Source organism: Streptococcus mitis (assembly GCF_003942865.1).
Lineage (GTDB): Bacteria > Bacillota > Bacilli > Lactobacillales > Streptococcaceae > Streptococcus > Streptococcus mitis_BI.
The window spans coordinates 59,147-82,338 of the sequence record NZ_RJNZ01000002.1 but is presented as its reverse complement, the minus strand read 5'-3'; the positions used below and the strand labels follow the sequence as shown (position 1 = coordinate 82,338).

25 protein-coding genes are annotated in these 23,192 nt (G+C 42.1%); 9 read left to right on the top strand and 16 right to left on the bottom strand.

All coding sequences use genetic code 11. The annotated features are described in order from the left end of the window. Nucleotides 1-109: 109 nt before the first annotated feature. The 9 genes from D8845_RS02320 to uvrA form a co-directional block, all read right to left on the bottom strand. Complete coding sequence (locus D8845_RS02320) at nt 110-574, bottom strand: SP_0198 family lipoprotein (RefSeq protein WP_125452345.1); 465 nt, start codon at nt 572-574, stop codon at nt 110-112. A 76-nt stretch (nt 575-650) separates the two neighbouring features. Continuing rightward, nucleotides 651-1,901: a bifunctional folylpolyglutamate synthase/dihydrofolate synthase gene (locus D8845_RS02315; RefSeq protein ID WP_125452344.1), complete on the bottom strand. Its 1,251-nt coding sequence runs from the start codon at nt 1,899-1,901 to the stop codon at nt 651-653. A gap of 304 nt (nt 1,902-2,205) precedes the next feature. Then, nucleotides 2,206-2,511, bottom strand: a complete 306-nt coding sequence (locus D8845_RS02310; RefSeq protein ID WP_000017626.1) for a DUF1292 domain-containing protein — start codon at nt 2,509-2,511, stop codon at nt 2,206-2,208. 15 nt (nt 2,512-2,526) lie between these two features. After that, the gene (ruvX, locus tag D8845_RS02305) at nt 2,527-2,946 is read right to left on the bottom strand and encodes a Holliday junction resolvase RuvX (protein WP_033628869.1); all 420 of its coding nucleotides are present in this window, start codon (nt 2,944-2,946) and stop codon (nt 2,527-2,529) included. A 3-nt stretch (nt 2,947-2,949) separates the two neighbouring features. Beyond that, complete coding sequence (locus tag D8845_RS02300) at nt 2,950-3,216, bottom strand: IreB family regulatory phosphoprotein (RefSeq protein ID WP_000507059.1); 267 nt, start codon at nt 3,214-3,216, stop codon at nt 2,950-2,952. Nucleotides 3,217-3,302: 86 nt separating this feature from the next. Next, entirely contained in the window at nt 3,303-3,872 is a 570-nt protein-coding gene (locus tag D8845_RS02295; RefSeq protein ID WP_125452343.1) for an SP0191 family lipoprotein, read from the bottom strand. 66 nt (nt 3,873-3,938) lie between these two features. Continuing rightward, nucleotides 3,939-4,337, bottom strand: a complete 399-nt coding sequence (gene spx, locus D8845_RS02290) for a transcriptional regulator Spx (protein ID WP_000591165.1) — start codon at nt 4,335-4,337, stop codon at nt 3,939-3,941. A 131-nt stretch (nt 4,338-4,468) separates the two neighbouring features. Further along, entirely contained in the window at nt 4,469-5,530 is a 1,062-nt protein-coding gene (locus tag D8845_RS02280; RefSeq protein WP_049515513.1) for a M24 family metallopeptidase, read from the bottom strand. Beyond that, nucleotides 5,523-8,354, bottom strand: coding sequence for an excinuclease ABC subunit UvrA (uvrA, locus tag D8845_RS02275; protein ID WP_125452342.1), 2,832 nt, complete (start codon nt 8,352-8,354; stop codon nt 5,523-5,525). The genes D8845_RS02280 and uvrA overlap by 8 nt, the downstream gene beginning before the upstream one ends. 131 nt (nt 8,355-8,485) lie before the next feature. Here uvrA and D8845_RS02270 point away from each other — a divergent pair, with 131 nt between their 5' ends. From D8845_RS02270 to D8845_RS02250, 5 genes are all read left to right on the top strand, one after another. After that, nucleotides 8,486-9,430: a magnesium transporter CorA family protein gene (locus D8845_RS02270; RefSeq protein ID WP_000815623.1), complete on the top strand. Its 945-nt coding sequence runs from the start codon at nt 8,486-8,488 to the stop codon at nt 9,428-9,430. An 11-nt stretch (nt 9,431-9,441) separates the two neighbouring features. After that, a complete protein-coding gene (locus tag D8845_RS02265; RefSeq protein ID WP_000078011.1) occupies nt 9,442-10,119 on the top strand; it encodes a DUF1129 domain-containing protein in 678 nt (225 codons plus the stop codon). 224 nt (nt 10,120-10,343) lie between these two features. Beyond that, nucleotides 10,344-10,607: a SemiSWEET family transporter gene (locus D8845_RS02260; RefSeq protein WP_000166114.1), complete on the top strand. Its 264-nt coding sequence runs from the start codon at nt 10,344-10,346 to the stop codon at nt 10,605-10,607. A 152-nt stretch (nt 10,608-10,759) separates the two neighbouring features. Next, nucleotides 10,760-11,794, top strand: a complete 1,035-nt coding sequence (locus D8845_RS02255; RefSeq protein WP_000255140.1) for a S66 family peptidase — start codon at nt 10,760-10,762, stop codon at nt 11,792-11,794. A 105-nt stretch (nt 11,795-11,899) separates the two neighbouring features. Continuing rightward, nucleotides 11,900-12,163 carry a SemiSWEET family transporter gene (locus D8845_RS02250; RefSeq protein ID WP_000166114.1) on the top strand — a complete coding sequence of 88 codons (264 nt, stop codon included), beginning with the start codon at nt 11,900-11,902 and terminating at the stop codon, nt 12,161-12,163. Between the two features lie 84 nt (nt 12,164-12,247). Here the strand turns inward: D8845_RS02250 and D8845_RS02245 are convergent, their stop codons facing one another. Genes D8845_RS02245 through mutL form a run of 3 tightly spaced genes read right to left on the bottom strand, consistent with a single transcriptional unit; the run spans nt 12,248 to nt 15,379 of the window. Beyond that, on the bottom strand, nt 12,248-12,811 hold the full coding sequence (locus tag D8845_RS02245) for a DNA-3-methyladenine glycosylase I (protein ID WP_125452341.1): 564 nt from the start codon (nt 12,809-12,811) through the stop codon (nt 12,248-12,250). A 9-nt stretch (nt 12,812-12,820) separates the two neighbouring features. Continuing rightward, nucleotides 12,821-13,414: a Holliday junction branch migration protein RuvA gene (ruvA, locus tag D8845_RS02240; RefSeq protein WP_000273415.1), complete on the bottom strand. Its 594-nt coding sequence runs from the start codon at nt 13,412-13,414 to the stop codon at nt 12,821-12,823. A 15-nt stretch (nt 13,415-13,429) separates the two neighbouring features. Further along, nucleotides 13,430-15,379 (bottom strand): DNA mismatch repair endonuclease MutL, encoded by a 1,950-nt coding sequence (gene mutL, locus D8845_RS02235; RefSeq protein ID WP_125452340.1) that lies wholly within the window; start codon nt 15,377-15,379, stop codon nt 13,430-13,432. Nucleotides 15,380-15,585: 206 nt separating this feature from the next. Here mutL and D8845_RS02225 point away from each other — a divergent pair, with 206 nt between their 5' ends. Both D8845_RS02225 and D8845_RS02220 read left to right on the top strand, forming a co-directional pair. After that, complete coding sequence (locus D8845_RS02225; protein ID WP_125452339.1) at nt 15,586-16,026, top strand: LytTR family DNA-binding domain-containing protein; 441 nt, start codon at nt 15,586-15,588, stop codon at nt 16,024-16,026. Then, complete coding sequence (locus D8845_RS02220) at nt 16,023-16,481, top strand: DUF3021 domain-containing protein (RefSeq protein WP_125452338.1); 459 nt, start codon at nt 16,023-16,025, stop codon at nt 16,479-16,481. The genes D8845_RS02225 and D8845_RS02220 overlap by 4 nt, the downstream gene beginning before the upstream one ends. Nucleotides 16,482-16,522: 41 nt before the next feature. On the opposite strand, the gene mutS is transcribed toward D8845_RS02220, so the two are convergent. Together mutS and argR are read right to left on the bottom strand one after the other, a co-directional pair. Next, complete coding sequence (mutS, locus tag D8845_RS02215; RefSeq protein ID WP_125452337.1) at nt 16,523-19,057, bottom strand: DNA mismatch repair protein MutS; 2,535 nt, start codon at nt 19,055-19,057, stop codon at nt 16,523-16,525. A gap of 50 nt (nt 19,058-19,107) precedes the next feature. Next, on the bottom strand, nt 19,108-19,554 hold the full coding sequence (gene argR / locus D8845_RS02210) for an arginine repressor (protein ID WP_001231476.1): 447 nt from the start codon (nt 19,552-19,554) through the stop codon (nt 19,108-19,110). Nucleotides 19,555-19,689: 135 nt separating this feature from the next. On the opposite strand from argR, the gene argS reads away from it, so the two are divergent. Beyond that, entirely contained in the window at nt 19,690-21,381 is a 1,692-nt protein-coding gene (gene argS, locus D8845_RS02205; RefSeq protein WP_125452336.1) for an arginine--tRNA ligase, read from the top strand. A 302-nt stretch (nt 21,382-21,683) separates the two neighbouring features. After that, nucleotides 21,684-21,929, top strand: coding sequence for a hypothetical protein (locus tag D8845_RS02200; RefSeq protein ID WP_000084858.1), 246 nt, complete (start codon nt 21,684-21,686; stop codon nt 21,927-21,929). Between the two features lie 165 nt (nt 21,930-22,094). Here the strand turns inward: D8845_RS02200 and nrdI are convergent, their stop codons facing one another. Together nrdI and D8845_RS02190 are read right to left on the bottom strand one after the other, a co-directional pair. Beyond that, nucleotides 22,095-22,559: a class Ib ribonucleoside-diphosphate reductase assembly flavoprotein NrdI gene (gene nrdI, locus D8845_RS02195; protein WP_125452335.1), complete on the bottom strand. Its 465-nt coding sequence runs from the start codon at nt 22,557-22,559 to the stop codon at nt 22,095-22,097. Between the two features lie 77 nt (nt 22,560-22,636). Continuing rightward, a complete protein-coding gene (locus D8845_RS02190) occupies nt 22,637-23,170 on the bottom strand; it encodes an ABC transporter permease (protein WP_084930636.1) in 534 nt (177 codons plus the stop codon). Nucleotides 23,171-23,192 lie beyond the last annotated feature (22 nt).

Sequence of the window (23,192 nt, the reverse complement as noted above, 5' to 3'; positions counted from 1 at the left end):
ACAGGTAATTAAAACTAGTATAACTCAGGTATTCGGTAGAAGGCAAGTATTTATAATCATTTTTCTGAGCAAAAGTAAAAGAGACCAAAAAATCCAGTCTCCTTCTAGTCTATTTTGATAAAACAATGCGATCAGACGCTTCTCTATCCATATCGTCGATAATCATCTGACTGCCATTGATTGCATAAATCTTGACATCATCCCCAATAATCATGCGTTGATTGGCTGCATCGAAGCTGACCTGCTTGATTTCTTGTTCCCCGTCAGTTTCAACCTGTGTCCAGGTACCAGTTATTCCAGTTACCACTAAAGTGATACGGTCTCCGTCATCCTGACCGGTATAAGTCCCATCAATATTAGTTGGTTGAGCTGTAACTGTATTTTGTGAAGAACTTGTTGCTGCCTGGTTTGTATTTTCTGTAGAAGATGAAGCAGCAGGTTGTGATTGCTGAGTTTGTTGAGTTTGCGATTGAGCTGCTGGTTGTTGAACCTGTTGAGTTCTCTGTGAACAAGCTACTAAGAGACTAAGACTTGCTAGAGAAGCAAGAGAAAGTGTGAATCTTTTTAATTTCATGATGAATTTCCTTTCTTCTACCAATTTTTCCTTCCAACTGGCAGTTCTCCTAGTATAACAAGTTCAAAAAAGGAGGTCAATTTATCTGCTCATGCTCCTGTAGGTGACTCCGTACTTCTGATATAAAATAGAGAGATCCTGTAATGAACAACAAGTCCTGCGCGTCTGCCCTTGCTTCAAAACTGCTGATAAATTCTCGGTAAGAAGGAATCACATCGTAACCTATTACATCTGTCTCCTCCAGAGCCCCTTGATAGTCAAAGCCGGTCACCTTGAGTTCCACCTGAGGTAAATTTTCAGTCAGATAACCCAACATCCCTTGATAATCCTTACGTTTCAAGGCTCCAAAGAGGATTTGAGGACGATAGCCTTCCTGCTCTTTTTCTTTGACAAACTCCACTAGGCGAGTCAAGGCAGGGAGGTTATGAGCACCATCCAAGTAAATCTGAGGACGAATACGCTCCAAACGCCCAGCCCAATGAGTCTGTTTCAAGGCCTGTCTTACAACCTGCTCATCAACAACTTCCTTTCCTTCTCTCATAAAGAGAAGAAATGCTTGCAATGCCAAGGCGGCATTCTCCTGCTGATAGGCTCCTTCCAATCCTATTTTCAGCTGTGGAAAATTCCCCAAAGAACTTGAAAAACCGCCATTCAGCATTGAAAAATCTTTACCTGCCTGATAAAGGTCAACAGCTAAAAATCCTGCTTTTTTCTGACAGACAAGCCTAGCTTCTGGAGGCAATTTCGCAATCACTGCCTTCTTACCAGCCTTAAAAATACCAGCTTTCTGCTCTGCAATTGCTGCTATACTGTCACCCAGAGTCTCCTGATGATCAAGTCCGATGGAGGTGATGACAGCAATCTCTCCGGTTACCACATTGGTCGTATCAAGTAAGCCACCAATTCCCACTTCTAGTAAAACCAAATCCACCGCTTGCTCCCTAAAGTAGAGAAAAGCAATCAAGGTCAGCAATTCAAAAAAGGACAACTGATCATGGGTTTGCAGAAGCGTTTTCTCCATCTCCTTGACCTGATTAGCCAAACGGATGAAGTCTGCATCAGCTATTGGTTGCCCGTTAATGCAGATTCGATCATTGATAGAGACGATATGAGGGGAGGTAAAGGTCGCAACTTTTTTGCCATGCCCCATAAATAACTCCCTCATAAAAGCAATGGTAGATCCTTTCCCATTAGTCCCTGTCACGTGGATAATAGGGTAAGACTGCTCAGGATTTCCTAACAAATCCACCGCTTGCTGCATTCGGTCCAAACCTGATCGAAAATTCAAACCAATCCGACTATGGAGCCATTCTTCTACTTCAAACATACATATCTCCTTGATAAAAGTCTAATCAATTACCACACTAAAGTATGATGACTAACAAAAACGAGGTCAGGATTTTCATCCCAACCTCTCACCTGGTTAGCTAATAACTAGCTACTATGAAGTTAACGTGGGGTAAAAACATCCACTGAATGTGCCTGCGTTTCTAATTTCTAGCGCAGGGCTAAAAACGTCCACTGGACGTTCCAACTCTTCCCAATTTCTGGGAGTTGGGCTGATACAGTCTCCCAGACTTACTGACGGTTTTTATTTTTAGCGTCAGGCTAAAAACATCCACTGGATGTTTTTACTCCTCCATAAAGCTGTTGAAGACTTCTTCAATCATGTTCCATTCGTCTTCTGAGTCTTCTGGGATTGGTTGCAATTCACCTTCTGTTCCATCTTCGTTTTCGATGAATGAGTAAGCTTGGATTTCAACTTGTCCGTCTTCGTCTTCTTCTGCGTTAACTGGTACTAGAAGAACATAGTTTTTACCAAATTCTTCTTTTCCGTCAATGGTCAAAAGGATTTCAAACAAGGTTTCGTTTCCTTGCTCATCTACTAGTGTGATTAGTTCACGTTCTTCGTGTTCGTGGTTATGATCGTGTGACATAGCCTCTCCTTTGTATTAAAATTTTCTATCTAAATAATTTTGTAAAATCAGCTGAGCTGCTAACTTATCAATAACTTTCTTGCGCTTGTTACGGCTAATATCTGCTTGTTCAATCAACATGCGCTCTGCGGCGACTGTTGTCAAGCGTTCATCTTGATAGTCTACTGGTAAATCAAAAAGCTCTTCTAACTTTGCTCCGTAGGCTTGACTAGCTTCCACGCGCGGTCCGCTTGTATTGTTCATGTTTTTAGGCAAGCCCACTACAAATCGTTCCACCTTGTAAGTATCAACCAACTCTTTAACGCGGTCAAAACCAAATTGGCCTTGTTCCTCATTGATTTGGATGATTTCAAGTCCTTGAGCTGTAAAACCAAGCGGATCGCTAATGGCCACCCCTACCGTTTTTGAACCGACGTCCAATCCCATAATTCTCATAGGTTATAGATCGACTCCTTGTCCTTTTAGGTAGTAGCGAACCAATTCCTCAACGATTTCATCACGCTCATATTTACGTATTTGATTTCGTGCATTATTATAACGAGGAACGTAGGCAGGGTCTCCACTCAATACGTAACCTACGATTTGGTTAATTGGGTTGTAGCCCTTATCGTTCAACGAAGCATAGACATCAGTCAAAGTTTCACTTATTTCTTTTTTATTGGAATCGTCCAATTTAAAACGTACTGTTTCTTCAGTAAATCCCATTCTAACACCCTCTTTCCTTAGAATAGTACCATTATAGCACAATTCCTTACGTTCTACAATTCAGGCAGTCTGTTTATTTGGATTTTCTACTGTTCTGTCGCGCCATTTGCCAATCTATCTGCTACATATTGACTCGGTTCATTTTTCAAAAGATTTTCCAAGCCAATATTCTTTAGATATTCAACCTGTGAAGCTTTTTTGATATCTAAAACCTGAAAATCATAAGTAGTTGTTGTTTGAATTTCTGTTTCACTTAGTATCTTCGTCTCAAGTGTAAAACCTGGCAACTTTCGTGCTTCCTGAATCGAGGTATCTTTACCTTCAGCCTCCATGAGGGCTTTTTGAGTAGCCTCTACACCATGCTCAGTTACAAAAGTCTTCAATTCATCGGTAATTGGTCTTTTTTGAACAATAGTCAAACTTAAAAATTGTTTTCCTTTATATGTGACCGTTTGAATTTGCTGACTACCGTCTGTTGACTTCGGTAGCATAAATGTTTTTGTAACTACTGTATTCTTCTCAGCATTCTCTAGGACAGGTAGGGTTGACTGTAATGTTTCAGATTCACTACTAGAGGATGCAGTTGTCGCTTTTTTTTGCCCACATCCAGCAAGCAGGAAAAGTAGTGCAAAACTTGTAATTAGTATTTTTTTCATAATTCCTCACATCATTTTTGAATTAAAAGAGCAAACAAGGCTAGGAAGCACTCCCAGCCTTGATGTTTATAGAGCTGCACGCAAACGTGCTTCTGCATTTTCTACATTACGGACAGAGCGTGGTAGGAAGGCACGAATATCGTCTTCCTTGTAGCCAACTTGCAGGCGTTTTTCATCTACAAGGATTGGGCTCTTTAAAATTCTCGGTGTTTCCATAATCAGATTGAGGACTTCATTGACACTCAAATCTTCAATATCCACTCCAAGGGCTTTGGCATAGCGATTTTTAGATGAAACGATGCTGGCTATTCCGTTATCTGTTTTGGTTAGAATATCCAGTAATTCTTCTCTCGTAATTCCTTCTTTACCAAGGTTTTGTTCTTTATAACTTAACTGGTGGGCATTGAGCCAGGTTTTTGCTTTTTTACAGCTAGTACAACTTGAGACTGTATAAATTTTAATCATGTACCTACCCCTTTCGCTACATGTTACTATCAGTTTAGTCTATTATACCATAAAAAACATCCGACTTGCGACCTATTTTTAAATTTTTTTGACTTTTTCCGTCATTTTCGTACTTTTTTCTTGACAAATAACTAAATAACTATCAACTCTTTTGGAGCTAGGGTCAACAATTCACAACCTGTCTCTGTAATCAGAATATCATCCTCAATACGAACGCCATATTTGCCTTCGATATAGATACCTGGTTCATCGGTCAAAGCCATACCTGCCTTAATAGTTTCTGTAGAAGTCTGGCTAAAGTATGGTTCCTCATGAATATCCAGTCCAATACCGTGACCAATACCGTGGGTAAAGTAGTCGCCATAGCCTGCCTCGATGATAATATCACGAGGAATTTTGTCAAAGTCTCGGAAACCTAATCCTGCCTTAGCCTGGTCAATCAAGGCTTGGTTGGCTTTGAGAACTGTATTGTAAATCTCTGCTTGCTCGTCGCTGACATGCCCCAAATAGATAGTTCGTGTCATATCACTGACATAGTGGTCATAAAGGCAACCGAAGTCCATTGTAATGGCTTCTCCTAGCTCCACTGGTTTGTGCATAGGATGGGCATGGGGTTTGGAAGAGTTGATACCGCTAGCTAGAATGGTGTCAAAAGACAAGCCAGATGCTCCCAACTCACGCATGCGGAAGTCAAGGAAGTTGGCAATCTCAATTTCAGTTTTTCCTGGTTTGATAAAGTCAAGCGCGTCACGGAAAGCTTGGTCTGAGATAGAGCAAGCCTTGCGAATAGCTGCAATCTCCGCTTCATCCTTAATCATTCGAAGACCTTCGACAAACTGAGTTTGTGGAAGCAAGTCAATTCCTTCAAAGGTTGCCTGCATACGGTGATAATAAGAGACTGAAATCTCATCTTCAAAACCGATACGAGACAAACCCATGTCCTTGACAATACCTGCAATGACAGCCAATTCATCACGATCAGCCACAATCTCAAACCCACTGGTTTCTTGCTTAGCTGCAATGATATAACGAGAATCCGTCACCAAGACCTGACGGTCACGGCTGATGAAGACTGTTCCGTTTGAGCCCCAAAAACCAGTCAAATAATAGACGTTTTTAAGGTTATTGATGATGATGCCATCTAGTTCTTTTTCTTGCATTTTGGCTAGAAATGCTTGTACACGTTTATTCATGATGTAACTTTCCTTTCAAATACTGTCCTGTGTAGCTGGCTTCATTGGCCGCTACTTCTTCTGGAGTTCCTGTTGCGATGATGGTTCCACCACCGACACCGCCCTCAGGTCCCAAGTCAATAATATGGTCTGCTGTCTTGATAACGTCTAAATTGTGCTCGATAACAAGGACTGTATTGCCATCGTCAACAAAGCGAGCTAAAACCTTGAGCAAGCGAGCGATATCCTCGGTATGAAGACCTGTCGTCGGCTCATCCAGAATGTAGAAAGATTTTCCTGTCGATCGTTTGTGAAGTTCACTAGCCAGTTTCATACGCTGGGCTTCTCCCCCAGAAAGGGTGGTAGCAGGTTGCCCCAATGTCACATAACCAAGTCCCACATCCTTGATAGTCTGAAGTTTGCGCTGAATTTTCGGAATGTGTTGGAAAAATTCTACCGCATCGTTAACGGTCATATCCAAGACCTGCGAGATATTCTTTTCCTTATAGTGAACTTCTAGAGTTTCACTGTTGTAGCGGATTCCGTGGCAGACTTCACAAGCTACATAAACATCTGGCAAGAAGTGCATCTCAATCTTGATAATCCCATCACCTGAGCAGGCTTCACAGCGACCACCCTTGACGTTGAAACTGAAACGACCCTTCTTGTAGCCTCGAATCTTAGCTTCATTTGTCTGGGCAAAGAGGTCACGTATATCGTCAAAAACTCCTGTATAGGTAGCTGGGTTGGACCTCGGCGTCCGTCCAATTGGACTCTGGTCAATGTCAATCAAGCGGTCTACATGCTCAATTCCTGTAATAGTCTTAAATTTACCAGGCTTGTCTGAATTACGGTTGAGCTTCTGGGCAATAGCTTTTTTGAGGATACTGTTGATTAGGGTCGATTTCCCTGAACCTGATACCCCTGTCACTGCGATGAATTTTCCTAGTGGGAAGCGAGCTGTGACATTTTGCAGGTTGTTCTCACGCGCTCCCGTCACCTCGATAAAACGACCATTACCAACACGGCGTTCTTCTGGTACTGGAATGGCACGTTTGCCTGACAAGTACTGACCTGTGATAGACTTACTATTACGAGCTACCTGTTTAGGCGTACCTGCAGCGACAATCTCCCCACCAAAAACACCGGCACCGGGACCAACGTCAATCAGATAATCCGCCTCGCGCATGGTATCTTCATCATGTTCCACTACTATGAGAGTATTACCCAAATCACGCATCTTTTTGAGACTGGCAATCAGGCGATCATTATCCCTCTGGTGGAGCCCAATCGATGGCTCATCTAGGATATAGAGGACGCCTGATAGGTTGGAACCAATTTGTGTTGCCAAACGAATACGCTGACTTTCCCCACCTGAAAGGGTTCCTGCTGAACGAGACAGAGTCAGATAGTTAAGACCCACGTTATTAAGGAAGGTCAAACGGTCCTTGATTTCCTTGAGAATGGGACGAGCAATGATGGCTTCATTTTCAGACAAGGTTAACTGGCTCACCAACTCCAAGTGGTCTGCGATAGACAGGTCTGAAATTTCTCCGATATGTGGCCCTTGGTCACCACCAACACGGACAGACAAGGCCTGGTCATTGAGACGGTAACCATGACAGGTTCCGCAGGTCAGCTCATTCATGTAAAGGCGCATCTGGGTGCGAGTGTAGTCACTATTAGTTTCATGGTAGCGACGTTTGATATTATTAACAACTCCCTCAAAAGGAATATCGATATCGCGCACGCCACCAAATTCATTCTCATAGTGGAAATGGAATTCCTTACCATCTGAGCCGTAGAGAATCAAGTTCTTATCTTCTTCTGACAAGTCCTCAAAAGGCTTATCCATATCCACTCCAAAGGCTGTCATAGCCTGCTCTAGCATGTTTGGATAGTAGTTGGATGAGATAGGATTCCACGGAGCCAAGGCTCCCTCACGTAAGGTTTTGCTGGCATCTGGTACTACCAAATCAGTATCCACCTCCAGCTTGATGCCCAAACCGTCACACTCACTACAAGAGCCAAAAGGAGCATTGAAAGAGAAGAGACGAGGCTCTAACTCTGGAACAGTAAAGCCACAAACTGGACAGGCATAATGCTCAGAAAACAACAACTCAGAGTCGTCCATAGTGTCGATAATGACATAACCTTCTGCAATACGAAGGGCAGCCTCAATGGAATCAAAGAGACGACTACGAATGCCCTCCTTGATGACAATACGGTCAACCACGACATCGATATTGTGTTGCTTACTCTTAGACAACTCTGGCACTTCGGTTACATCATAGACTTCACCATCCACACGGACACGAACATACCCATCTTTCTGAACCTTCTCAATAACACTCTTATGTTGGCCTTTTTTCTTGCGGATGACAGGGGCCAAGATCTGCAAGCGCTGGCGTTCAGGCAATTCTAAAACCTTATCCACGATTTGCTCCACAGAAGAAGCCTTGATAGCTCCATGCCCGTTAATACAGTAAGGCGTCCCCACACGTGCGTAGAGGAGACGCAGATAGTCATTGATTTCAGTCGTTGTTCCCACCGTCGAGCGAGGATTTTTACTAGTCGTTTTCTGGTCGATGGAAATAGCGGGGCTGAGACCATCAATAGCATCTACATCAGGCTTCTCCATATTCCCCAAGAATTGACGAGCGTAGGCTGACAAACTCTCCACATAGCGACGTTGACCCTCCGCATAGAGGGTATCAAAGGCCAGACTGGATTTCCCTGAACCTGACAAGCCGGTCACGACAACCAACTTGTCTCGTGGAATTTCCACGTCAATATTTTTTAAATTATGGGCACGCGCCCCATGAATGACAATTTTATCTTGCATCTTTGTTCTTTCTAGTCCATTATTGCTTACCATTATACCAAAAAAAGTGAGATTCTATTACCCAAAAGGCTGAATTTATAGTATAATAGTACGGTGTGAAAAAATCTGAAAAATGAGAAAGGATAAGGGATATGAAACAAGTTTTTCTCTCTACAACAACTGAATTTAAAGAGATCGATACGCTTGAACCGGGTACTTGGATCAATCTCGTCAATCCGACTCAAAATGAATCACTCGAAATCGCTAACGCCTTCGATATCGATATTGCCGACCTTCGTGCACCACTCGATGCGGAAGAAATGTCTCGTATTACCATCGAAGATGAGTATACTTTGATCATCGTGGACGTGCCGGTCACAGAAGAAAGAAATAACCGCACCTACTACGTCACCATCCCGCTTGGTATTATCATCACTGAGGAAACCATTATCACTACTTGTTTGGAACCATTACCGGTCCTCGATGTCTTTATCAACCGTCGCTTGCGTAATTTCTATACCTTCATGCGCTCACGTTTTATCTTCCAGATTCTCTATCGCAATGCAGAACTTTACCTAACAGCCCTTCGTTCGATTGACCGTAAGAGTGAACAAATCGAAAGTCAACTGCATCAATCAACTCGTAATGAAGAATTGATTGAGCTCATGGAATTGGAAAAAACCATCGTCTATTTCAAGGCCTCCCTCAAAACAAATGAGCGCGTGATTAAGAAATTAACCAGCTCAACCAGCAATATCAAGAAATACCTTGAAGACGAAGACCTGCTTGAAGACACCCTGATTGAAACCCAACAGGCCATCGAGATGGCAGACATTTATGGAAACGTCTTGCATTCTATGACAGAGACCTTCGCCTCTATCATTTCCAACAACCAGAACAACATCATGAAAACCTTGGCCCTTGTGACCATCGTCATGTCCATCCCAACCATGGTCTTTTCTGCCTACGGGATGAACTTTAAGGATAATGAAATCCCCCTAAACGGCGAGCCGAATGCCTTCTGGTTAATCGTCTTTATCGCTTTTGCTATGAGTGTCTCGCTCACTCTCTATCTCATCCATAAAAAATGGTTCTAAGAGGAGTTCCTATGTCTCAGATTGATCTACAAAAATTAACCAAGAAAAACCAAGAGTTTGTCCACATCGCTACCCAACAATTCATCAAAGATGGGAAAACAGACGCTGAAATCAAGGCTATTTTTGAGGAAGTTATTCCCCAAATCCTTGAAGAGCAAGCCAAGGGTACGACTGCTCGTTCCCTCTATGGTGCACCCACTCACTGGGCTCATAGCTTCACTGTTAAGGAGCAATATGAAAAAGAGCATCCAAAAGAAAATGATGATCCGAAACTCATGATTATGGACTCAGCTCTTTTCATCACTAGCCTCTTTGCCCTTGTCAGCGCCCTCACAACCTTCTTTGCGGCAGATCAAGCTTTCGGCTATGGATTTGTCACTCTCCTATTAGTTGGACTGGTTGGTGGATTTGCCTTCTACTTGATGTACTACTTTGTTTACCAATACTATGGACCAGATATGGACCGCAGCCAACGTCCACCTTTCTGGAAATCTGTACTGGTTATCCTAGCTTCTATGTTCCTTTGGCTGCTTGTCTTCTTTGCAACAAGCTTCCTACCAGCTAGCCTTAACCCAGTACTTGCTCCATTGCCACTGGCTATTATCGGAGCAGCCCTCCTAGCCCTTCGCTTCTATCTCAAGAAACGCTTGAATATCCGTAGCGCAAGTGCAGGACCAACACGTTATTAAGAAGAACGGAAACATATCATGGTTCAACATCATAAGAACCATGATTTTTTAATCTTTAAACAATCATGTAAAAAATATTTAACTCTATCTAAAATTCAGTACATTTATACTTTATAAAACATAAATGTAAACATTTTATTCTATTTTGTACAGAGAATAACAACAAATGAGCATATTCCTTGCCTATATACAATCATTTTGATACTCTATAATTGGAGGGAAATATGACAAAACAAAAAATTAATCGAATCGTAGGCTCCATTGGTGCCTTTATTGGAATTATAGTATTTATTGCCTACATACCTCAAATTATCGCTAATTTACAAGGAAATAAAGCTCAACCATTTCAACCTTTATCAGCTGCTATATCTTGCTTAATCTGGGTTATTTATGGATGGACAAAGGAACCTAAGAAGGATTGGATACTAATCATTCCAAATTCAGCCGGTGTTATTTTAGGTGGAATCACTTTTTTGACTTCACTCTAACAAATCTAATAGTATGTATAAAAAGCAACTGCAGGCGCGGTTGCTTTTTCACTTACTTTTTTGATTTTAAAGTATTCTTCTGACATCCCACATAGCTCTATCTAATCTTTTTATGATAAAATAGGCTCAATCAATTTCTAGGAGGAAGAAATATGGTTTCTACTATTGGTGTTGTTAGTTTATCTAGTGGCATTATCGGAGAGGACTTTGTCAAACACGAAGTGGACTTGGGTGTCCAACGTCTCAAGAACCTGGGACTCAATCCTACCTTTTTGCCTCATTCGCTAAAAGGATTAGACTTTATCAAGGACCATCCTGAAGCTCGTGCAGAGGATTTGATTCATGCCTTTTCTGATGATAGCATCGACATGATCCTATGCGCCATCGGTGGAGACGATACCTATCGCTTACTACCTTATCTTTTTGAAAATGACCAACTACAAAAGGTTATCAAACAAAAAATTTTTCTTGGCTTCTCGGATACAACCATGAACCATCTCATGTTGCATAAACTAGGAATCAAAACTTTTTATGGTCAATCCTTCCTAGCAGACATTTGTGAATTGGACAAGGAAGTGCTGACCTATAGCCTCCACTACTTTAAAGAATTGATTGAGACGGGAAGAATCTCAGAAATCCGCCCTAGTGACGTTTGGTATGATGAAAGGACTGACTTCAGTCCCAAGGCTCTGGGGACACCTCGTGTCAGTCATGCAAATACTGGTTTCGAGCTGTTGCGGGGAAATGCCCAGTTCGAGGGAAAAATCCTCGGTGGTTGCCTCGAATCCCTCTACGATATCTTTGACAACTCTCGATACGCAGATAGCACGGAGCTCTGCCAAAAATACAAACTTTTCCCTGACTTGTCAGACTGGGAAGGAAAAATCCTCTTGCTAGAAACAAGCGAAGAAAAGCCTGAGCTGGAAGACTTCAAAAATATGTTGCGGACTTTAAAAGACACTGGTATATTCGAGGTCATCAGTGGACTCTTGGTCGGAAAACCTATGGATGAAACTTTCTATGACGACTATAAAGAGGCACTATTGGATATTATTGACAGCAATATCCCGATTATCTATAATCTAAATGTCGGCCACGCAACTCCAAGAGCAATTGTACCCTTCGGAGTTCACGCCTATGTAGATGCAAAGGAGCAAATCATTCGCTTTGACTATAACAAAAAATAAATAGTTTCTCTATTTTTGTGCTTTTGTATTCGTTTTCGTTACAATTTGTATCTGAATTTATTGCATTTCGCTAATTTCTATGATATCCTTTTGAAGGAGGTGTATATGACAAAACAAAAAATTAATCGAATCGTAGGTTCTATTGGTGCCTTTATTGGAATTATAGTATTTATTGCCTACATACCTCAAATTATCGCTAATTTACAGGGAAATAAAGCTCAACCATTTCAACCTTTATCAGCTGCTATATCTTGCTTAATCTGGGTTATTTATGGATGGACAAAGGAACCTAAGAAGGATTGGATACTAATCATTCCAAATTCAGCTGGTGTTATTTTAGGTGGAATCACTTTTTTGACTTCACTCTAACAAATCTAATAGTATATATAAAAAGCTGGGAAAAATTTCTCAGCTTTTTTCTATATTCTCAGATATGCTAGTTACCTGTACATACTAACGACCGCTTTTCCACTCACAATCATTCTCATGGTCATCAACTAGCCCTGCAGCCTGTAGAAAAGACAAGACGGCGACTGGGCCTGTGAACTTGAAGCCTCGTTTTTTGAGATCTTTGGCTAACTTCTCAGACAGAGGTGTTTTAGCTGGGGCTTGGCGGTAATCGGGAACATCGTTAACGATCGTTTTCCCCTCAACAAAGGACCAAAGATAGGCATCAAAAGAGCCATATTCTTCCTGTAGTCGTAAAAATGCTTGGGCGTTAGCGCGTGTAGCAAAAATCTTGGCTCTATTTCGAATGATGGCTGGATTATCCAGCAAAGCTTCCAATTCAGCGTCTGTCATATCTGCGATCGCTTGAATTTGATAGCCATGAAAGGCTTCTCGGAAAGCTTGTCGTTTGTTGAGCACCGTTTCCCAAGACAAGCCTGCCTGATAGGTTTCCATACACAACAACTCAAACAATGCTTGGTCACCATGGAGGGGCTGTCCCCACTCCTCATCATGATAGGCAATGTAGAGCGGATTGGTCACCTTGACCCACGAACAACGTTTTGTCATGCTCTGCTCCTATTTGACCAACATTTTAAGGGCCGACTTGATATAGTTCTCAGCTGTATCTGTCGTTCCTTCAAAGAATTTCTTGATTTTCTTGAGCTCGGTTGCCTTGTAGCCCAGAGCCAACATAGCTTCCATAGCTTCTTCCAATTCTTGGTTTTCAGCGCTTGCTTGCACTGCCACCTTGGCAGGAAGATCATCTCCTGCAACTACTACCTTACCTTCCAAGTCCAACACCATCTGTTGGGCTGTTTTCTTGCCAATTTTAGGGAACTTAGTTAAGTAGGTGATGTTCTTGGTTTCAATGGCTTGAACCAAGCCAGCATTGTCATCGGCAGCGATAATAGCCAGAGCTGATACAGGACCAATCCCAGATACCGAAATCAGACTGAGAAAGAGCTTCTTTTCGTCTTCTGAACGAAATCCATAAAGTAGATGGGCATCCTCACGCACGACCTGATGCACATAAATTTGAGCCTCTTGATTGATCTGTCCCGAGTAAGCATAGGGGTTAGCTACATGCAGGATATAACCTATACCATTGGTTTCAAGAACAATGTATTTAGCAGTGATTTTGGTAATGATTCCTTTTAAATATTCGTACATAGTTTTCCTTTTAGTTTAATATTTCCCCAGCTCACGGAGACTGGTGTGATTTTCCTGAATACGTCGGAACATCTTTTCCATATCTGACTTGGTAAAATGCACTAAAACAGGACGTCCGTGGGGACAGTTATAGGGATTGTCACACTGAGAAAGCTGATAGAGCAGCTGTCTAGCCGAATGGTCATCGATACGATGGTTAGCCTTGATAGATCTCTTGCAGGACATCATGATAGCCAGCTCTGCTCGGTATTTCTTGATAGAAACTTCCTTGGTCAAAAGGAGCATGTCGCATATTTCATAGATGCCTGATTCAATCTCTTCTTCTGCCATCCAAATAGGATGTTCACGTAGGATAAATTGATTTTCTCCGTACTCTGCTAGAAAGACGCCAACTTCCTCTAAAAGAGGCATTCTTTCCTTGAGACGAAGGGCATCATCTGCTGGAAATTCAAAGATATAGGGCACTAGGAGTTGCTGCTGGCTCTGGTCAACATTGCCAATACTTTCACGGTACTCCTCGTACTTGACCCGTTCCTGAGCCGCATGCTGGTCTATGATATAAAGCCCATCTCGTCCCTGTGCAAAGAGATAGGTTCCATGCATTTGCCCGAAAAATTCTAACTCTGGAAAGTTTGAAGATTCTTCTCGCTCCAGCTTATCATAGGCCTTATCCAGACTGGCTAAATCTAGTTCTGGATGGTCCAGTTGGTCATAGTTAGCTGGCTTTCTCTCTGCAAAATGCAGTTTTGCTGGCTTAGTCAGCTGGTCCAAGGTTTCCTTGGCAAACAGGGTTAAATCCTTTCCTTCCTCAGTCAATTCTACCTGATAATCAGCTACTTCAGCTTGACTAGGTCTTGACGACTCAGTTCTCTCATAGTAAAGAGTATTTTCTTTGAGCGGGAGAATAGTTTGCTCCACCTTCTCACGATTACGAACGGTAGATTTGGCAAGATTTTCCAAGGCATCAGGTATCAAGGTCTGTTCCTTGAGACTGTTGGAAATAGCTTCTGAAACCAGTGTCATCAGTTCTTTTTCCTTAGAAATCCGCACTTCTTGCTTGGTTGGGTGCACATTGACATCCGCTAGATAAGGGTCGATATGAATGTGAATGACAGCCAGTGGAAAACGGCCTACCATAAGCTTACTGCCATAGCCGTCTAGAATTGCACGATTGAGCAGGAAGTTCTTGATATAACGGCCATTGATGAAGAGGCTGATATAATTGCGATTGGCTCTAGTTAACTCAGGCAAGGATACAAAGCCAGAAATTTCGAAATCAAGGTCAGAATTCTCAATTTCAATCATCTTCTTAGCACTCGCCAAACCGTAAATCCCTGCGATTGCTTGTCGCAGTTGGCCAGTCCCTGCTGTTCGCGTCATTTCCTTGCCATCACTGATTAAACTAAACGAAATTTCAGGATGGGCCAAGCCCAGACGGTTGACAATATCAATGATATGAGACAACTCCGCCTGCTGGCTCTTCATATACTTGAGACGGGCAGGCGTGTTGAAAAAGAGGTCCTCCACACAAACCTTGGTCCCCACAGGACTAGTCGCTGGGATGATTTCTTCTACTTCTCCCCCACGTGCGACGAGCTTAGTCCCATGACTCGCACCATCCACCGCCGTCAACAGAGTCAAGACACTAACAGACGCAATAGAAGGCAAGGCTTCACCACGAAAACCAAGCGTCCGAATCCGAAAGAGATCTGCTTGATTTTTTATCTTACTGGTCGCATGGCGACGCAGGGCCAATTCCACCTCATCGTGAGCAATTCCATGACCATTATCCGTGATTTGAATCTTCTTGAGACCAGCTTCCTCAATCTCAATGATAATCTGACTAGAGCCCGCGTCAATGGCATTTTCTACCAACTCTTTGACCACACTGGCAGGACGTTCAATGACCTCTCCAGCTGCAATCTGGTTTGCCAGCACCTCTGGCAATTCAATAATATGAGACATCTTTCAGCCCCTTTCCGTACCTATTTTCCTAGAAATTGATTAGTGCTATTATACCATATTTCAGAAAGGACAGAAAAGCAAGCACCACATAAGAGCCAAATCCCTCCACATAGACAAAGTCCCTTGTCAAGTGTCGTAAAATAGTGTTTAATAAAGGTGTACAAGAAGTGATCACAATTTTGTATGAAAAACAAGGAGAGAAATTTATGAAAGTAGAACTACAGATTAGTGAAACTTACGAGGAGGAAAAGCTGATTGTTCAAGCACCTCAGCCGACAGATAAAGTCCAGAAAGTCATCGAGTTCGCAGAAAATCTGGACCGAACAGAAAAAATCAAAGGGAAAATCAATAATCAGGTCTATCTCGTTGAGATTGGCAAGATTCAGCGCTTCTATATCGAGAATCGGAAGGTTCTTGCAGAAACGGCTAGCCAGACCTACAATATTGATTTACGGCTCTATCAAGTCCTTGAAATTCTGCCAACCAATTTTATCCAAATTTCCCAATCAGAAATCATCAATATCAACTCCATCTCTCATATCAAGCTAACCCCAAACGGCCTAGTAGAAATTTTCTTGAAAAACGAAAGCTTCACCTATTCTTCACGCCGTTATCTAAAAACCATCAAGGAGAAATTAGAACTATGAAAAAACAAATCTTCCACGACGCAGCTGCTGGTGTCCTCATCGGCCTCATCCTCTCTATCATCTTTTCACTCATTTATGCACCAAATACCTACGCACCACTGAGTCCTGAATCTCTGATCGGACAAGTGATGGCTCAACATCAGGTTCACGGTGCCTTGGTCTTGCTCTACTGCACACTGATCTGGGCAGCCATTGGTATTCTATTCAACTTTGGTAAACGATTATTCAGCCGTGACTGGAGCTTGCTCCGTGCAACTCTGACCCATTTCTTCCTTATGCTAGTAGGATTTATCCCATTAGCAACCCTAGCAGGTTGGTTCCCCTTCCACTGGATTTTCTATCTCCAACTCATTATCGAGTTTGCGATTGTCTACCTCATCATTTGGACTATTTCCTATAAAAGAGCATCAAAAAAAGTAGACCATATCAATCAACTCTTGGAGCATAGAAAGTAATAGCAATAATCCCACTCACAAATGCATGAGTGGAATTATTTTTATAGTTTCTGTTTTAATTCAACCAAAACATTCATAGCCTGCATAGGTGTCATATTGTAAATGTCCAATTTAGCTAATTCTGCTAGGATAGGATGCTCTTCTGCCGTATCAAAGAGAGAAATCTGTTCCGTGACGGCACTTGTTTGTCTCGTAGGAGCAGGACTTTCTGTCCCCTGACTCTCCAGTTGGGTCAAAATCTTATCCGCCCTTGCTAGGAGGTCTGCTGGCAAGCCAGCAATCTTAGCAACATGAATACCGTAGGATTTGTCAGCTGGGCCTGGTTCAATCTTATGAAGGAAGGTTACCTGTCCATCCTGCTCCAAGGTTGCCACGTGAACATTGACCAAGTGTTGTAAACTAGACTCTAGGCTGGTCAACTCGTGGTAGTGGGTGGCAAAGAGAGTTTTGGCTCCGATGTGCTCATGGATGTATTCGATGATGGACTGGGCTAAAGCCATCCCGTCATAAGTAGCAGTTCCCCGTCCTAACTCATCAAAGAGAATCAAAGAATTCTTAGTCGCATGCGAAATGGCATTGTTGGCCTCCATCATCTCCACCATAAAGGTTGATTGACCTGAAACCAAGTCATCTGCTGCTCCGATACGGGTAAAAATCGCATCAAAAATCGGTAAATGGGCGCTTTCTGCTGGCACATAAGAGCCTAGCTGAGCCATAACTGCCGTCATAGCTAGCTGACGCATGTAGGTAGACTTCCCACTCATGTTGGGCCCTGTAATCAGTTGAATACTGGTATCTTCTGCCATCTGAATCGTATTTGGAATATAGGTCTGAGCCCCCATAACCTTTTCAACGACAGCATGGCGCCCTTTCTGGATATCGATCTGTGAATCCTCTCCGAACTCTGGTCGAATCAAATGCTGGGTTTCAGCCACAACCGCCAGACTTTGCAAGACATCAACCGTCGCAATTCCTTGGGCTAGAGCTTGTAAACGCTGGATGTACTTGCTGACCTCTTCACGAATACGCATAAAAATTTCGTACTCTAGATTAGCTGACTTCTCACGCGCCTCCAACATATCGCCCTCGATACGGGCTAATTCTTCGGTTCCAAAACGTTCCGAGTTTTTCAGCGTTGCCTTGCGGAAAAAGTGGGCTGGCACATTTCCCAGTTGTGAATTGGTCACATGAAAATAGTAGCCATCCTTTTTATTGTAGTCAATCTTAAGCGTACTGATGCCAGAGTTTTCTCTCTCCTTAGCCTCAATCTCAGCAATCCAGCTAGTCCCTTCTCTGAGAACGCGACGGTACTTGTCTAAGGTCTCATCAAATCCCGTACGGATAATGCCACCTTCCGTAATCACGTGAGGGGCTTCAGGAGCAATGGCATCACTAATCAAGCCCTCCAACTCAGGAATGGCATCCAACTGTGCGATGAGATAGTCCAAAGCAGGTTGCTCCATCCCTTCTAAAATCGCACGAATCCGTGGCACACTGGATAAGGTGGTCGCCAGCTGCAAGAGATCCTTGGGATTGGTCTTGCCAAAAGAAACCCGACTAGCCAAACGTTCGATGTCATAAACACCCTTGAGACTATCTGTCAAATCACTGCGCTCAAAGAAGTGGTCAAAGAAGACCTGCACCACGTCTTGACGCTGGACGATTCGCTCCTTATCAATCAAAGGACGATGAATCCAAGAACGCAAGAGCCGCATTCCCATAGCTGTTTTGGTTTCATCTAAAAGCCAGAAAAGACTGCCTTGCTTCTTGCCCGAACGAGCATTCTCAACCAAATCCAGACTAGCCTTGGTCGCATAATCCATCTGCAAGAAATCTTTGATTTCATAGCGTATAACAGGCTTGAGGTGGTTCAATTCCCTCATCTGGGTTCGATGGACATACTGGAGCAACTTACTAGATGCCGCTTGCTCCACAGATGCCAATCGTGAATCCAGTAAATGAAGGTCTTCAAAGCCTTCTTTTTCATAGGAAAGCACCAGATTCATCTGACGACTGAGGATTTGTTCCTCTTCCTCAGACAAGTCATAACCCAACACCACTTCTCGCGCCTTGAGATTACGGATTTCTCCACAAACCAGCGTGAAATCCAAAAGACCTGTCACATAAAAGTCGCCCGTCACCAGGTCCATATAAGCGAGGCCAAATTGATTACCAGCACGGTCTATGGCAACCAAGAAGTTGTTCTGACTGTCCGGCTTACTACTGTCGACCACTGTCCCTGGTGTAATAACCTGAACAACCTCTCGTTTAACAACCCCAACTGCTTGCTTAGGATCTTCCATCTGTTCAGCAATGGCTACCTTATAGCCCTGCTCAATCAAGACATCGATATACTGTTGAGCAGAATGATAGGGAACACCCGCCATAGGAATCGGATTGTCGGCATTCTTGTTACGACTCGTTAAGGAAATTTCCAGAATCTGCGCAGCATTGACCGCATCCTCATAAAATAATTCATAAAAATCACCCATCCGAAAGAGCAAAAAAGCATCTGGATATTGCTTTTTAATATCCACATACTGTTGCATGCCGGGTGATAGCTTTTCTGTCGCCATTTTCCGTATCTCCTTGTCAAAAATAAGTCTTGAGAGCAACTCCCAAGACCTTACTTATCTTTCATCAAATCTAGCAAACGATCTTCCATGAGTTTGGCAACGTGCTGGTCTCGACAAATGACCAATAAGGTATTGGCACCAGCAACTGTTCCTAAAATCCATTCATCCTTGTTTGCATCTACAATATTTGCCAAAACAGAGGCTTCGCCCAATTTGGTATGAAGCACCAAGGTAAACTCTGCTCTTGCAACACCTTCTAAATGATGAGACAAAAATTCCACCAAATCAATCTTTTCTGTCTCATTTGCTAGTACATAATACACCATATCATTTTTCTTGACCTTGGTCAAGCCGATTTCGCGCAAATCACGAGACAGAGTTGTCTGCGTCACAAAGACATTGTGCGCCTCCAACCGATCTTGAATTTCTTTTTGTGTACTTAATTTCTCCTCAGTAATCATTTTTTTTATTAACTGATGACGATCTCTTTTTCTCATAAAATCCTCTTATATGCATATTTATAACTAATTTTATAACTATATTATACCAAAAAAATAGGAGATTTCAAAAATTTTTTCTTCTTTCTTTAAAATTGTGATAAAATAGTAGAAAAGTCCAAAAAGGAGCTCTTAATGAATACAAAAGAATTGATTGCTAGCGAATTGGCTAGCGTCATTGATAGCCTGGACCAAGAGGCTATTTTAAATTTACTGGAAACCCCTAAAAACTCAGAAATGGGAGACATCGCTTTCCCTGCTTTTTCTCTTGCAAAAGTCGAACGTAAAGCACCTCAAATGATTGCTGCTGAACTGGCTGAAAAGATTGACAGCCAAGCCTTTGAAAAGGTTGTCGCAACAGGACCTTACGTTAACTTTTTCCTTGATAAATCTGCCATTTCTGCTCAAGTATTGCAAGCCGTTATCACTCAAAAAGAACACTATGCTGACCAACATATTGGTAAACAAGAAAATGTTGTTATCGATATGTCTAGTCCAAATATCGCTAAACCATTTTCTATCGGTCACCTGCGCTCAACTGTTATCGGAGATAGCTTATCACATATTTTCCAAAAAATCGGTTATCAAACGGTCAAGATCAACCATTTGGGAGACTGGGGTAAACAGTTTGGGATGTTGATTGTTGCCTACAAAAAATGGGGCGACGAAGAAGCTGTAAAAGCTCATCCAATTGATGAACTTCTTAAACTCTATGTCCGCATCAACGCTGAAGCTGAAAATGACCCTAGCTTGGATGAAGAAGCACGCGAATGGTTCCGTAAACTTGAAAATGGAGACGAGGAAGCTCTCGCTCTTTGGCAATGGTTCCGTGATGAAAGTTTGGTGGAATTTAACCGCCTTTACAATGAATTGCAGGTTGAATTTGACAGCTACAACGGAGAAGCCTTCTACAATGATAAGATGGATGCAGTTGTAGACATTCTTTCTGAAAAAGGCCTTCTTGTTGAGTCAGAAGGTGCCCAAGTTGTGAATCTTGAAAAATATGGAATTGAACATCCAGCCCTTATCAAGAAATCTGATGGTGCAACTCTCTATATCACACGTGACTTGGCTGCGGCCCTTTACCGTAAAAATGAATACCAATTTGCCAAATCTATCTACGTCGTTGGTCAAGAGCAATCTGCCCACTTTAAACAACTCAAAGCTGTCTTGCAAGAAATGGGCTACGACTGGAGTGAAGATATTACTCACGTTCCCTTTGGTTTGGTTACAAAAGAAGGTAAAAAACTCTCTACTCGTAAAGGAAATGTCATCTTGCTAGAGCCTACAGTTGCAGAGGCTGTTAGTCGTGCCAAGGCCCAAATCGAGGCTAAAAATCCTGAACTTGAAAATAAAGACCAAGTAGCGCATGCTGTCGGGGTAGGAGCAATTAAGTTCTATGACCTCAAGACCGACCGTACAAATGGATATGACTTCGACCTAGAGGCTATGGTATCCTTCGAAGGTGAAACTGGACCCTATGTTCAATATGCCTACGCTCGTATCCAATCGATCTTACGCAAAGCCGATTTCAAACCAGAAACAGCTGGCAACTATAGCTTGAATGATGCTGAAAGCTGGGAAATCATCAAACTCATCCAAGACTTCCCACGTATTATCAACCGTGCAGCGGATAACTTTGAACCTTCTATCATTGCTAAATTTGCAATTAGCCTGGCTCAAGCCTTCAACAAATACTATGCACATACCCGTATCTTGGATGAAAGCACAGAACGCAACAGCCGTCTAGCCCTCAGCTACGCAACCGCAGTCGTTCTCAAAGAAGCCCTTCGCTTGCTCGGAGTAGAAGCGCCAGAGAAGATGTAAATCGTTACAAGAGACTGGAACTAAAGTTCCTAGTCTCTTGACGGCAATCGCTATATGGCGAATTGCCTAAACGCTTCACTAATTCACCTAACCAAATAATATCGATTTGGTTAGGTTCATGTCGTAATATTTTAAATTACTTGATTGCAAAATAATCTAAGTAACTTACACTAAACCTATACGGATTTTAGTTTAGAGGTCTATCAAAAATCTTATCAAGTTTTGCTGGCTTGTTCTGCTATTTTAGATCCACTAAATCGATTTATTCACTACTACTTCTTTATCATACAGGGAGATATCCTATGAGCCAATATGCTTATATCCTCGTTGTGATTAGCTTGGTTTTCCTTTTTCTGCTTAATAAGTACGAGAAGGAGAGACTACAAAAACTCTACCAAGAACAACTTTTGAAGGATGAAACATTTAGGACTGATATCAAAGAGAAAATTCACACGACTGAAAATATCAATGATGTCATTGCTTACATCAATAAAACTTATCATCTAGGAATGTTGCTATCAAAAGACATTACAGATCAATTGAAATAATCAAAAACCGAGAAGAAAGCTTCTCGGTTTTTTTAGGGCATAATTTTATATTACAACCATATCAAATAACATTTATATTAAAAAGTTTATAGGTAATTTTTATCTCTACTATAAAGGAGTATATAATAACTTCTTTCTTCTAATGATTGAAAGATCGTTATCAGCTTAACTTTCCAACTCATACAAATCTGCGATAATTGCTACGACACGTTTGATATCTCCCAGCATGCCTCGCATTTCAAAATCAGCCAATACAGGGAAACCAAAACGTTGACTGTATTGCTTAGCTGTCAGGCAGTATTGGTTATTAAAGTTACGATTTCCTGAACCAACCACGCCAAAACACTTACTAGCATTGTCACCATAGGCGATAAAATCTCCCACTGGTGTCGTCAATATCTCAACATCTCCGTTATCCACGCCATTCCCACCTTCTAGGTAAGTCGGCAAAAAAGCAACATAGGGATGATCCATCTCATAGAAATCTTGGCCTTCTTTGACCAAATCCTTAATATGAATCTTTTGAACCTCAATTCCCTCGTACTGGGACAAGAGATAATCTTTCAAGCGCGTCACAAAACTCTCAGTGTTTCCACTCAGACTGATATAAACTAAAGAAATTGTCTTCATATTTACCTCCATGATTTTATCTATAATCGAAAAATAACTACCAAGATTGTAACTTGATAGTTATTTTTTGTCAATACTTAGGCAAGTTCTTCTGTTTCCTCTTCTTCCGCCAAGGCTTTTTGCTGACGCCACATCTTGTAAAAGACAAGGGCTAGGAAGAGAACATTGAGTACGATTCCAAAAATAGCAGAACCTTTGGCACCAAGCTCCGCTCCCATACGGATGTTAGGGTCTGTAAAAAGTGAAACCGCATCCTGAACGCCGATAAAGTTGTAGATAGAACCAACGATGGCAACGAAGACATAAGCAAGATAAGTGTAGTTAGCCAATTGGATGTTTTTACGAACAAGGAAAACCAAAGCCACAACAACCAGAATAACAGATAAGACAACCAAGAGAATGCTGAAGATAGAATGACCATGCTCCGATACCTTAATGGTGTAAGCAACGAGCTCCTTAGCATAAGTAGCATTAACACCTGATGCTGATGTTTCTAGATTGTTCATACCCTCCGCAGTAGGTACTGGAGATATGATTCCAAATAGTGACATTGCTGAGAGTAAGGCTGAAAAAATCAGTAATACCCATAGATAGATTGGTTTCTTTTTCATGATAGAACCTCCTGATATTATT

What these genes read in the sequence shown, in the direction of transcription:
- nrdI (WP_125452335.1), bottom strand. Translation starts at nt 22,559, where the DNA reads ATGAAGACAATTTCTTTAGTTTATATCAGTCTGAGTGGAAACACTGAG.
- D8845_RS02310 (WP_000017626.1), bottom strand. Translation starts at nt 2,511, where the DNA reads ATGTCACACGATCATAACCACGAACACGAAGAACGTGAACTAATCACA.
- argS (WP_125452336.1), top strand. Translation starts at nt 19,690, where the DNA reads ATGAATACAAAAGAATTGATTGCTAGCGAATTGGCTAGCGTCATTGAT.
- D8845_RS02280 (WP_049515513.1), bottom strand. Translation starts at nt 5,530, where the DNA reads ATGAATAAACGTGTACAAGCATTTCTAGCCAAAATGCAAGAAAAAGAA.
- D8845_RS02315 (WP_125452344.1), bottom strand. Translation starts at nt 1,901, where the DNA reads ATGTTTGAAGTAGAAGAATGGCTCCATAGTCGGATTGGTTTGAATTTT.
- mutL (WP_125452340.1), bottom strand. Translation starts at nt 15,379, where the DNA reads ATGTCTCATATTATTGAATTGCCAGAGGTGCTGGCAAACCAGATTGCA.
- uvrA (WP_125452342.1), bottom strand. Translation starts at nt 8,354, where the DNA reads ATGCAAGATAAAATTGTCATTCATGGGGCGCGTGCCCATAATTTAAAA.
- D8845_RS02225 (WP_125452339.1), top strand. Translation starts at nt 15,586, where the DNA reads ATGAAAGTAGAACTACAGATTAGTGAAACTTACGAGGAGGAAAAGCTG.
- ruvA (WP_000273415.1), bottom strand. Translation starts at nt 13,414, where the DNA reads ATGTACGAATATTTAAAAGGAATCATTACCAAAATCACTGCTAAATAC.
- D8845_RS02265 (WP_000078011.1), top strand. Translation starts at nt 9,442, where the DNA reads ATGTCTCAGATTGATCTACAAAAATTAACCAAGAAAAACCAAGAGTTT.
- D8845_RS02260 (WP_000166114.1), top strand. Translation starts at nt 10,344, where the DNA reads ATGACAAAACAAAAAATTAATCGAATCGTAGGCTCCATTGGTGCCTTT.
- ruvX (WP_033628869.1), bottom strand. Translation starts at nt 2,946, where the DNA reads ATGAGAATTATGGGATTGGACGTCGGTTCAAAAACGGTAGGGGTGGCC.
- mutS (WP_125452337.1), bottom strand. Translation starts at nt 19,057, where the DNA reads ATGGCGACAGAAAAGCTATCACCCGGCATGCAACAGTATGTGGATATT.
- D8845_RS02320 (WP_125452345.1), bottom strand. Translation starts at nt 574, where the DNA reads ATGAAATTAAAAAGATTCACACTTTCTCTTGCTTCTCTAGCAAGTCTT.
- D8845_RS02190 (WP_084930636.1), bottom strand. Translation starts at nt 23,170, where the DNA reads ATGAAAAAGAAACCAATCTATCTATGGGTATTACTGATTTTTTCAGCC.
- argR (WP_001231476.1), bottom strand. Translation starts at nt 19,554, where the DNA reads ATGAGAAAAAGAGATCGTCATCAGTTAATAAAAAAAATGATTACTGAG.
- D8845_RS02295 (WP_125452343.1), bottom strand. Translation starts at nt 3,872, where the DNA reads ATGAAAAAAATACTAATTACAAGTTTTGCACTACTTTTCCTGCTTGCT.
- D8845_RS02255 (WP_000255140.1), top strand. Translation starts at nt 10,760, where the DNA reads ATGGTTTCTACTATTGGTGTTGTTAGTTTATCTAGTGGCATTATCGGA.
- D8845_RS02245 (WP_125452341.1), bottom strand. Translation starts at nt 12,811, where the DNA reads ATGACAAAACGTTGTTCGTGGGTCAAGGTGACCAATCCGCTCTACATT.
- D8845_RS02200 (WP_000084858.1), top strand. Translation starts at nt 21,684, where the DNA reads ATGAGCCAATATGCTTATATCCTCGTTGTGATTAGCTTGGTTTTCCTT.
- D8845_RS02250 (WP_000166114.1), top strand. Translation starts at nt 11,900, where the DNA reads ATGACAAAACAAAAAATTAATCGAATCGTAGGTTCTATTGGTGCCTTT.
- D8845_RS02220 (WP_125452338.1), top strand. Translation starts at nt 16,023, where the DNA reads ATGAAAAAACAAATCTTCCACGACGCAGCTGCTGGTGTCCTCATCGGC.
- D8845_RS02300 (WP_000507059.1), bottom strand. Translation starts at nt 3,216, where the DNA reads ATGGGATTTACTGAAGAAACAGTACGTTTTAAATTGGACGATTCCAAT.
- D8845_RS02270 (WP_000815623.1), top strand. Translation starts at nt 8,486, where the DNA reads ATGAAACAAGTTTTTCTCTCTACAACAACTGAATTTAAAGAGATCGAT.
- spx (WP_000591165.1), bottom strand. Translation starts at nt 4,337, where the DNA reads ATGATTAAAATTTATACAGTCTCAAGTTGTACTAGCTGTAAAAAAGCA.